At 45.3% G+C, this 9,637-nt stretch carries 13 protein-coding genes and 2 tRNA genes; 11 read left to right on the top strand and 4 right to left on the bottom strand.

Annotated features, from left to right (window positions below):
• The 7 genes from ALO_RS23175 to ALO_RS12175 all read left to right on the top strand — a co-directional run.
• A partial coding sequence (locus ALO_RS23175; RefSeq protein ID WP_004096315.1) for a hypothetical protein occupies positions 1-240 on the top strand: 240 nt, incomplete at its 5' end.
• Positions 241-246: 6 nt separating this feature from the next.
• Complete coding sequence (locus ALO_RS12200) at positions 247-615, top strand: hypothetical protein (protein WP_004096314.1); 369 nt, start codon at positions 247-249, stop codon at positions 613-615.
• A 310-nt stretch (positions 616-925) separates the two neighbouring features.
• Positions 926-1,000, top strand: a tRNA-Gly gene (locus ALO_RS12195).
• Positions 1,001-1,082: 82 nt separating this feature from the next.
• Entirely contained in the window at positions 1,083-1,730 is a 648-nt protein-coding gene (locus tag ALO_RS12190; protein WP_040293325.1) for a flavodoxin family protein, read from the top strand.
• A 54-nt stretch (positions 1,731-1,784) separates the two neighbouring features.
• Positions 1,785-2,465, top strand: coding sequence for a DNA/RNA nuclease SfsA (gene sfsA / locus ALO_RS12185; RefSeq protein WP_040293282.1), 681 nt, complete (start codon positions 1,785-1,787; stop codon positions 2,463-2,465).
• A gap of 196 nt (positions 2,466-2,661) precedes the next feature.
• On the top strand, positions 2,662-3,909 hold the full coding sequence (locus ALO_RS12180; protein ID WP_238528263.1) for an HD-GYP domain-containing protein: 1,248 nt from the start codon (positions 2,662-2,664) through the stop codon (positions 3,907-3,909).
• Between the two features lie 61 nt (positions 3,910-3,970).
• A tRNA-Thr gene (locus tag ALO_RS12175) sits at positions 3,971-4,046 on the top strand.
• A gap of 143 nt (positions 4,047-4,189) precedes the next feature.
• Here ALO_RS12175 and ALO_RS12170 read toward each other — a convergent pair.
• Genes ALO_RS12170 through ALO_RS20935 form a run of 3 tightly spaced genes read right to left on the bottom strand, consistent with a single transcriptional unit; the run spans position 4,190 to position 6,768 of the window.
• The gene (locus ALO_RS12170; RefSeq protein ID WP_004096308.1) at positions 4,190-5,428 is read right to left on the bottom strand and encodes a site-specific integrase; all 1,239 of its coding nucleotides are present in this window, start codon (positions 5,426-5,428) and stop codon (positions 4,190-4,192) included.
• A gap of 47 nt (positions 5,429-5,475) precedes the next feature.
• The gene (locus ALO_RS12165; protein WP_004096299.1) at positions 5,476-6,081 is read right to left on the bottom strand and encodes a hypothetical protein; all 606 of its coding nucleotides are present in this window, start codon (positions 6,079-6,081) and stop codon (positions 5,476-5,478) included.
• Positions 6,082-6,114: 33 nt separating this feature from the next.
• Complete coding sequence (locus tag ALO_RS20935) at positions 6,115-6,768, bottom strand: XRE family transcriptional regulator (protein ID WP_004096297.1); 654 nt, start codon at positions 6,766-6,768, stop codon at positions 6,115-6,117.
• Positions 6,769-6,933: 165 nt separating this feature from the next.
• On the opposite strand from ALO_RS20935, the gene ALO_RS12155 reads away from it, so the two are divergent.
• Entirely contained in the window at positions 6,934-7,170 is a 237-nt protein-coding gene (locus tag ALO_RS12155) for a helix-turn-helix transcriptional regulator (RefSeq protein WP_050807007.1), read from the top strand.
• Between the two features lie 25 nt (positions 7,171-7,195).
• On the top strand, positions 7,196-7,480 hold the full coding sequence (locus ALO_RS23795) for a helix-turn-helix domain-containing protein (RefSeq protein ID WP_004096292.1): 285 nt from the start codon (positions 7,196-7,198) through the stop codon (positions 7,478-7,480).
• Positions 7,481-7,703: 223 nt separating this feature from the next.
• Here ALO_RS23795 and ALO_RS12145 read toward each other — a convergent pair whose 3' ends face one another.
• Positions 7,704-8,012, bottom strand: a complete 309-nt coding sequence (locus ALO_RS12145) for a helix-turn-helix domain-containing protein (RefSeq protein ID WP_004096290.1) — start codon at positions 8,010-8,012, stop codon at positions 7,704-7,706.
• Positions 8,013-8,208: 196 nt separating this feature from the next.
• Between ALO_RS12145 and ALO_RS12140 the strand changes: the two genes are divergently transcribed.
• Positions 8,209-8,568, top strand: a complete 360-nt coding sequence (locus ALO_RS12140) for a hypothetical protein (RefSeq protein WP_004096280.1) — start codon at positions 8,209-8,211, stop codon at positions 8,566-8,568.
• Positions 8,565-9,632 (top strand): hypothetical protein, encoded by a 1,068-nt coding sequence (locus tag ALO_RS12135; RefSeq protein WP_004096278.1) that lies wholly within the window; start codon positions 8,565-8,567, stop codon positions 9,630-9,632. Before ALO_RS12140 ends, ALO_RS12135 begins: the two co-directional genes overlap by 4 nt.
• Positions 9,633-9,637 lie beyond the last annotated feature (5 nt).

Genomic DNA, 9,637 nt, shown 5'->3' with positions numbered 1-9,637 from the left:
AAACAGACGGTATTAAATGATTTAACCTTTAGTAAGATGATGGTTGCCATGAAATCCGTAATAGCTACTGAATACACAGCGAAATGCCCGGTTTGCGGTGAGAAAATGGCTGTCGGCGAAGGGGTTTTGCGTGGAGAGGTAGGAGAAAAGGGAGTAAACCATGCCTATGTGTTAGCGGAGGTTGATATACACTGCTGCCCTAATATCAATTGCGGACACTTTATAGTAGAAAAGGGGTGAGGAATAATGGAAATAAAGTATTGTGTAGGTACAGAAGGATTTGACCTTATAATTACTCCCCTCAAATGGGTTTGGGGTATGGGCATGTATCTGGTGAATGAAAAGCATGAAAAAGAATTTGTTCAATATATGTATAGGACTGTATGCAAACGGTATAAAGGCACTAGATTCAATAGAATAGTACCAGAACGCGGGAGGGGAAAAGAAGAAATTAAATGCATAAATGGCCGTGTTTATCAGGTAGCTGATATGCAGCATACTATACAGTGGTATTTCGACAACGGCTTTTTCTATATCGACCCTCACTATGAAGAAGAATTCATTCGCAATAAGGGAAAGGTTGATTTTAAGAATGCTATGAGGATTGAAGCATAGCAAGTTTAACGGTCAGGGTTAATTCCTGGCCGTATTCTTTCTTGGAGCGGGCGACGAGATTCGAACTTGGGACAGCATCAATATTTCGCTAGAAATTTGATGCTATATACCTCGGTGCTATCCTTGACTTTTTATACACTCCTATAGTACAATAAATCTGCATTAGGAAGCCGGTTAAAAAGACGGCTAGAGGTTGATATATCTAGGTTTGCTGAAAATCAATTTCTCCTTGGGAAGTATACCTCAAGCCGTTTTTGAGGTATATTAAATCTTACTGATTTAGTGTGAATTCAGTAAAATCAATACTTTTGCGGGCGTAGCTCAGCGGTAGAGTACCGGCTTCCCAAGCCGAGGGTCGCGAGTTCGAATCTCGTCGCCCGCTCCAGAGAATTTTTAACCTTCCAGGTATTTCTGGAAGGTTTTTATATTAAAAACTGCAGAATAAGTTATAGGAGAGGTGAAATATGATGACTATCATTGCCGTTAACGGCAGCCCGCGGAAAAATTGGAATACTGGTATTCTGCTGCAAAAAGCGCTGGATGGTGCAGCGGCAGCAGGGGCGCAGACCGAACTGGTCCACTTGTACGATTTAAGTTACAAGGGCTGTACCGGTTGTCTGGCATGTAAACGCAAAAAGGGAGCCAGCCTGGGACGCTGCGCCATCCGGGATGATTTGCAGCCGGTATTGGAGCGTATCGGGGAGTGCGACGGTTTGATTCTGGGCTCGCCGATTTATTTCAGTGAGGTCACCGGTGAGATGCGTTCATTTTTGGAACGGTTGCTGTTTCAGTATCTGTCTTACGACCAGGAGCGTGTTGCGCGCACGCCCCGGCCAATCCCCAGTGCCTTTATTTATACCATGAACGTGCAGGAAGCGATGCTGACCAATATCGGCTATACAGCCAGGCTTGAAGGCTATAAAAGTCTGCTGGAACGGGTTCTGCTGAGCCCCTCCCGTTCATTAGCCGTTACGGAGACACTGCAAACCGAGGATTATAGCAAATATCATATGAGTATGTTCGATGAGGTCCAGCGCCGCAGCCGCCGTCAGGAAATCTTCCCGGTTGACTGCGAGAAGGCCTATGCCCTTGGCGCCGCCCTGACAGCAAGATAGAAAACGGCAGACGATATGTCCGGCGACCATAAAAACGAAACAGGAATGATGTCAATGATCTATGAAAATATCTGCTCCGGAATCTTTCTTTCCCGCCCTAACCGGTTTATCGCTCAGGTGGAGATCAACGGCAGGATCGAGACATGTCATGTGAAGAATACCGGCCGCTGCGCGGAACTTTTAATCCCCGGCGTGACGGTCATGGTCCAGCAGGTAGACAGTCCTGGCCGCTTGACCGGGTATGATTTAATTTCTGTCTGGAAAGGCGACCGGCTGATCAATATGGACAGCGCCGTGCCGAATAAGATCTTTGCCGAATACCTGCGGAGCGGCCAATACATAAAGGGCCTGACTCTCATTAAGCCGGAAACGGGATTTGGCAATTCACGCTTTGACTTTTACCTGGAGGCGGGAGAACGGAAAATTTTTATCGAGGTCAAGGGAGTGACGCTGGAAGAAGACGGCGTTGCCCTGTTTCCCGATGCGCCTACCGAACGCGGCGTGAAACATCTGCGGGAATTGATCCGCTGCCTGGATGCAGGCTTCGAGGCTCAGGCAGTTTTTATCATCCAGATGAAAGGATTGCGCTATTTTACCCCCAATGTCAGAACTCACGCCGCGTTCGACGAAGCTTTAAAAGCTGCGAACAAAGCCGGTGTAACCGTCAGGGCCATGGATTGCTGGGTAGGGGACAATCGTATCGCAGTTGCTGATCCGGTACCGGTAAAATTATAAGCAGCTTACGGGGATGGCAGTCTAACGGAATAGGCACAGTCCGATGTTATGTAAGCTTGTTTAGCCTTTAGCGCTTTTGCCGGAGGCTTTTGTTCTAATTTATTCCAAAAAAAGGATGTTGACGATTGGTGTAGAAGTTCAATAAAATGTTGTAATTGTTTCCGAAGTTATATGGTGTGTTCCGCAGGCGGAAGGGGTGAAATATCGGATGATCTTCGCGATTAGGCCGATCAAACTGTTAAAAGCATTGTCGCAATCCCTTGAACTGACTGTCAACAAGACGTCTCAGCATCATTGGCGGACGGCAATGATTGCCTATCGGATTGCCGAGTATATCGGCATGAATGAAAGGACGCAACAAGCTCTGGTATATGCCGCTTTATTGCATGATATCGGCGCCGCTTCGGATTGGGAAGAAAGACGAAAACTGCAATCGTTTGAGATCAGCAATGAGATGCATCACCATGCCTGGTCAGGGTATGTCCTGCTGAAGAATTCACCCCAATTGGGCTTTTTAGCCGATTATATCCGCCACCATCACGATTTTTGGGACGGGTCGAGCCCGAACGGCAAGGCCGGGACGGAAATTCCCCTGATTAGCCGCATTATTGCACTGGCCGACCGGATTGAGGTATTGCTGCAGGACGATGTATATATACTGGACCAACGCCGGGACATATTGACGGCAGTTCGCAAGGGAAGCGGCACTGTCTTTGAGCCGGAATTGGTCGGGGTGATCAGTGAAATTTCCTGCCAGGAGAGTTTTTGGCTGGACTTAATGAACGCCAACTATTATACAGGATTTTTCGAGATGTTTGACTGGGGACGGTTCCGTTACAGCATTGATGATATGCTGGATATCGCTGAAGTATTTGCGACGATTATCGACCGTACCAGCCAGTTTACCGCCGCCCATTCCCGTAAGGTTTCCTGCCTTTCCGCCTTCTTAGCCCAGGTCAAGGGCTATAGTGAAGAAGAAATTAAATTGATGCGGATTGCCGGATTGATGCATGACCTTGGGAAACTGGCGATTCCCAATGAAATTCTGGAAAAGAACAGCCAGTTGACTGAACAGGAATACGCGATCATTAAACAGCATACCTATTATACTTACCGGCTGCTGGAGCAAATCGACGGATTCCAGATGGTTGCCGAGTGGGCAGCATATCACCATGAAACCATTGACGGCACCGGCTATCCCTTTCGGATCGGAGGCGCCGGCTTATCTCTGGGGTCCCGCATGGTAGCGGTTGCCGACGTGTTTGCCGCCTTGGCTGAAGACAGGCCATACCGGAAGCCGATGGAGTTTGCCCAGTTGGTCAAAGTAATGCAGAGCATGGCGGAATGTGGGAAAATTGACGGCAGCCTGGTGAAGGACCTGTTTAGTCATAAAGAAGAGATTTATGCCCTGCTGGCCGGAATCCAAAGTAAAGTGGCAGTATAGCCTGAGTGCAGGCGATTCTTGACTTTGCGTCAGCCGTGCGCTATAATATTAAGGTGTTCACGCCGGTATAGCTCAGCTGGTAGAGCATCTCATTCGTAATGAGAGGGTCGCAGGTTCGAATCCTGTTATCGGCTCCAGAAAAGCATAGAAGTTTCGGGCCCTAGCGGGTTCGGAACTTTTTTATTTATGTTAATATATGTCCCTTTCTGTGTCCACAAGAGGGTAAAAAATAAGATTTATGCAGTTTTAAACAGTTGTAAACACAATAAAACACTGACAATCATTTTTTAAATCTCTCCTCCAGTGCCTTGAGCGATTCTCTTTTCTCCAATGGGATGAAGTGTGAGTACTTATTATAGGTAACATAGATATCGCTATGGCCCAAGCGCTTGGACACATAAAATAAATCTTCCCCGGCGGCCAGGAGATGGCTTGCATGAGTATGGCGGAGACAGTGAAATCCGAGCCGGGTGATACTGACCTTCTTACAGAAGTCCGGGAACCAGGAACTTATGGTATCGGGATGGCTTTGCAGGCCATCTTCACGGCAGAATACGAGCCCAAGTTTATTATATTTATCTTCTAGGCGAACTTTAAACGGTGCCTGTCGGCACGCTTCGGCCCGAAAAGCATTCAACACCTCATCGGTGACCTCTATACGGCGCCGCTTTTTATTTTTTGTGGACTTAAATTCGTATCCGTTAAGCTTAGTATGTACCAGGGCGCGACGGACCCAAATAGTATTGTTTTTAAAATTAATGTCTTCCCATCGTAGGGCCAGTAACTCACCTCGTCGCATGCCCGTCCTCAGGGCGACCGCGATTAGATTTATGTAGGGGGCGGCCGCAGGATCGTCGGCGGCTGCACTCTCTAGTTTAATAATTTCGTCCTGGGTGAAGACCTTGACTATTTCTTCTTCGTTGTCGTCGTCTACCGTTGCGACTGGGTCCGGCAATGTCATTTTTATGGCAACGTTTTTTTCTAGAATTCCATCCTCATAGATAGCGTCCTGGAGCAGCCGGCGGATGAAGGCATGATGATATTTAACGACATCTATGCCTACTTCTTTTCGCTCCTCAGTTTCGCCGCGCAGTTTTTTAGGATAGATTTTCGATGGTTTGAGATTATCAAGATGTCCCACGCCAATAATCTGCTGATAAAATTTATTTAGATCATCTCGCGCCAACTCCCGAGGTTCAATTGTCCCGATCCATGGTATAATTCGTAAATCGGCACATCTCTTGTAGCTTTCATAGGTCTTAGACTCTAATTTTTGGGCTGCTGGTGTTTTAAACCAATGTTCAATATATTTTTCCAGTGTGATATGACTGGGCGGTTTATATGTCTTTTGAGCTAACTGCAGTTCAATTTTCAGCTTTTCTTGCTTGGCAATTTCTTCGTCTGTTGTTTCGATGACATATGTATCCTTTTTTCTCTTCTGGTCAACCGGATCAATACCATGGTCAATAATCATAGTTATTGATTTTTTTGATCGTTTCTCATATCTGACTGTAGCCATGATTCCTCCTTCGAAAAAATATGTTGTTTGATGGTCGGAAAAGTAACCTAAAAGGAACGATTGAAAGGCACTTCTTTGTCTTTGATTACAAGGGGTTGTACTTCCCTATTCTGAACTACTTCAAGTCGCTTTAACACCCAATCTGCGGACGTTTGATCCGTGAATTCTTTAAATGCGATGTTACAACTGTTCTTACTAGAATGTGCGCAATGAATATTGCTGACCGAATATGAATTCCATATAGAGATCCATTTGCCTATGTAATACATTTGGTTCTTAAAAACAACTGGATCGCCAGGGAACCAGCTTGAACAATATGCGTATAGTTTCTCGCTTTTTGGAACAACTTGCTTGATATAAGCAAGACTATTATATTCACAAAATGCCTGTAGCAAGCTGGTTTGAGGGGTATATGCTGAAAAGCCATGTTCTTTCCCTGTTAGCATAAACCAAAATAATCCTTCGCCTTTTCGCTCTATATCTATTATTGATAATTGCTGATGAAAATCGTTTAGTTCGTTCCGCGTTGGATGAAAAGATTTACTTTTGGGAATTTCTAGAACGTTTTTAATAAATGGATCAATCTGATCGCGATAAAGCGTTCCACCTATACTGAAATACATAACTGTGTCAGAATTATCAAATGGCCACATTGCAATACCTCTCGATCTCTTACTGATGAAGGACTACCACTTCTTTTTTGACTCCAATACTCTGCCAATAATGCAAACATGCTCTAATTCTTGACCGGTTACAATTCTAGGAGGATACGCCTGGTTGAACGAGTGCAAAAACAGGCTACCGTTATTTCTATAAACTTGTTTTACCATGGTTTCGTCGCCAATTGATAGAACTGCAAGTTGGCCGTTATCAACAGATGATTGTTCAGCAACAATGAGATGATCACCCTCTTTAATGTCGGGGGACATACTATCGCCACGTACTTTATAAATGATGCAATTTTTCCCGGCTATCGTTGTCTTTTCAACGCGTTCCCAATCAATAATGTCAGCCTCGGCATAGGAAATCCCATTAGGTCCCCCCTTGACATCGGCAAGTATGGGCAACCAGACGAAGTCTGAATGGTTTATTGATTGTGATTCAGTTCCTTCGGCAAACTCCTGAAATATAGATTTGTTAGGATTGTTTGATCGCCCCAAAAGATAATCCGTAGTAACTCCAAAGAAATTAGCAAGCTTAATTAACATATATGGATCTGGGGTAGCCTTATCGGTTTCCCACTTTGCAATGGCTTGTTGGCTCATTCCAAGATGAGTCGCTAAAGCTGACTGTGAAATATCTTTCTTGGCTCTTAATTCTTTTAGTCGTTGCACAAACACAATAGAAGCCTCCTTTTATTTTCATTCTACTACTAATAGTAGTGAAATAAAAGGGCGATATTTAGTAAATTTAGTAGTTGAAATACTATTGACAACTACTAAAGGTAGTATTACAATAAAATCAAGAATTATACTGCCATGGGTGATTGGATGGAGGTGATGATTGTGCGTGAAAAGCTGACTGAATTTCGCGGTGAACGTACCCAAGAAGAAATGGCAGGTTTATATGGTGTTTCTCAGCAATTGTGGAGTAAATGGGAAAGAGGAGCTTGCTGCCCCTCTCCGGCAATGATGAAGCAATTGGAGGTGGATACAGGAATACCAATGGAGACTCTTTTTTTTGACGCTTTCAACAACCAAATGGAGTTAAAAGACGAACCTGCAACCAAAACAACGGCGTAAAACGGTAAGAAAGTGAGGTGAGAATATGAAATGTTCAAAGTGCTCTACTGCACTTAACGGAAATGAAAAGTTTTGCGCAGAGTGTGGCACTCCGGTACCAAAACCTGAACCAAAGATGCCAGAACCACAAGAAAAGATATCTTCGATCATGACAATGAGCCAAGCTGCCAAATTCATGAAGGTATCGCGTTGCCAGATATATGTCCTGATAAAAAACGATGGATTACCGTATTTCTGGCTTGGAAAGCGACGCCGGTTTATCAAAGATGAACTGCTTGCTTGGTCGAAAAACAGACAGGTTTCTGCGTAAGAAGGACTAGCGGCCTACCCAGTGGGGAAGGACGGAAAGGATGGCATTCCTCGTGAGTATGCAACATGTGTATGTAGTTGATCTAAAAGGAGCCAAATGGGAAACCCACCACGGAGTCTGTTTTGTGGACCCCAGGCATTTGAGGGAATTCGTGGATGTGAGTATCGGCTATGGAGATACTTTAGTTTTTATCCCGCATCGGCCAGAGACGGATGTTTGTGAATCAATTCCGCTTGACGGACCGGATGATGAGTTTTAACTTTTCGGGACTGATACCAGCGGCGATAGCTTCGTCAATTGCTTGATTGTAAGCCGAACGATTATTGGATGCGTCAACGGCGTCGTCCAACAAGTAACTAGGCGGCACGTTTAATGCTCTTGCCAGAATTACAACTTTTTCAATTTTTGGTGTGCGCCGGTTGTTTTCAATATGAGTTATATATGATTGGGTAGCGCCAACTTTGGTCGCTAACTCTTCTTGTGAAATTTGAAGCAATTCCCGCGCATGCTTGACTTTATCGCCGAATTTCATGTGATTCCCTCCGTGTAAACATTATCCAGTAATCATAGTTTAGTGTTTTTGATGTCATTAGACAAGGGGGTGATAAAACTGTTTGACGGCAAAGAGAAACCCGCCTCTGCAGCAACAGAGACGGGCCAGGTACATCCACTATTTAAAAGTATTATCAATGCTCATTTTAACATAATGAGCGAAGGAGGACAAGTAGATGAATGGATTAATCGATCGGGAAAACATGGTGAAACGTTTGCTGGCACTGCCGGCGGAAATATACGAAGCGGAAAAGAAAGTGGCTGCAGCCTATGAAATTCAAAAAACAGCTCAATCGCTGTTGAAAGATTTGGAAGACAGCTTGTTGTTTGCTGTTAAAGAGGACGGCACTAAGTTTATTTCGGGAAAAAACGAGGCTGAACGGTCAGCGCAGATTCGTGAACACACAAAAAGTAGTCGGGAGACATTGCAATCGTTGGAGGACGCGGTCATTACCAGTCGGCTAGAACTAAGCAAGCTGCAAAATGAGTTGGCGTCTATGAAAGCCATTGCGCGGCTGCTGGAGGTATCTGCATGAACGATCTGTTGGAGATTGATACCAAAAAGTACAATGTCTTAGCTCCAACGCCAAGCTTAAAGAAAATTTCGCAGTGGCAAAAGGCGAGTTTCACAGAGGTTTCCGTCAACCTGGACCCGGATGCCGGCGATATCTTCAAGGTTGGCAGTCGAATGGTAGGGCAGGGCGACAAAAAAGAATTTGTTGATTTATACAGTCCGGCCAAACCTTTATTAATGCGTATAGCAAATGCGGCCGGTGTCGTTTGGAACTGGCGCGACAGCGGCCCCATTGGACAACCAACCCGCGACTATATCATGTACCGGGCGATTGGAGCAGTGAAACTTCCTGACGGGACCTATCAGTCAATCATGGCAACGAAGGAACTTGACCTGACAATTATTGAGGATGAACTGCGCGAACAATTCACCAAAAAAGCGGGGTATCCGCAGGACGTTAACCTGCAGTACAAATACAAAGGTGAGATTAGAAAAAGGAAAGACACTAAAGGGAAGGACGTTGAAAAGTTCTACCTGTCAGATGTAGATAAGCCGCGCTGGGTAGAAGACAACGTCAATACGAATATGATTCAGTGGCGCAAGAGCAAAACGGCTAAAGCGGAGACAGGCGCCATTCTCAGGGTAATCAGGTTGGCGTTTGGGATGAAAGGGCAGTATACCAGGACGGAACTTGAAAAGCCTTTTGTGGTTCCTCGGTATGACTTCTGCCCGGATATCTCCGATCCGGATGTTCGGCAATTACTGATCGCTCAAGGCAACATGTCCCTTAATAGCCTGTTTGGGGCGGTGCCGGAGTCGATGATCATGCGGCCTCACGTATTGGAAGTGTCGGGCGATGATGAAGAGGATTCAACCCATACCGTTTATCCCTTGCCGCCCGATGAATTGCCGGTTGAAACAAAAGAGAGCGCCGGCACTGATAAGGCTCAGGCGGCGCCGAAAAGCGACAATCCAGTCCATAAAGATGTTTGCAGTGACTGCGGCAAAAGCATTACGGCAAAGGTTGCCAAGTACAGTTCTGATAAGATTGGCCGTGCGCTTTGCATGGATTGCCAGAAAAAATAAGGGGG

It is taken from the genome of Acetonema longum DSM 6540 (assembly GCF_000219125.1).
Classification (GTDB): domain Bacteria; phylum Bacillota; class Negativicutes; order Sporomusales; family Acetonemataceae; genus Acetonema; species Acetonema longum.
The sequence above is the reverse complement of the archived record's forward strand: the minus strand, read 5'-3'. Positions and strand labels throughout refer to the sequence as shown.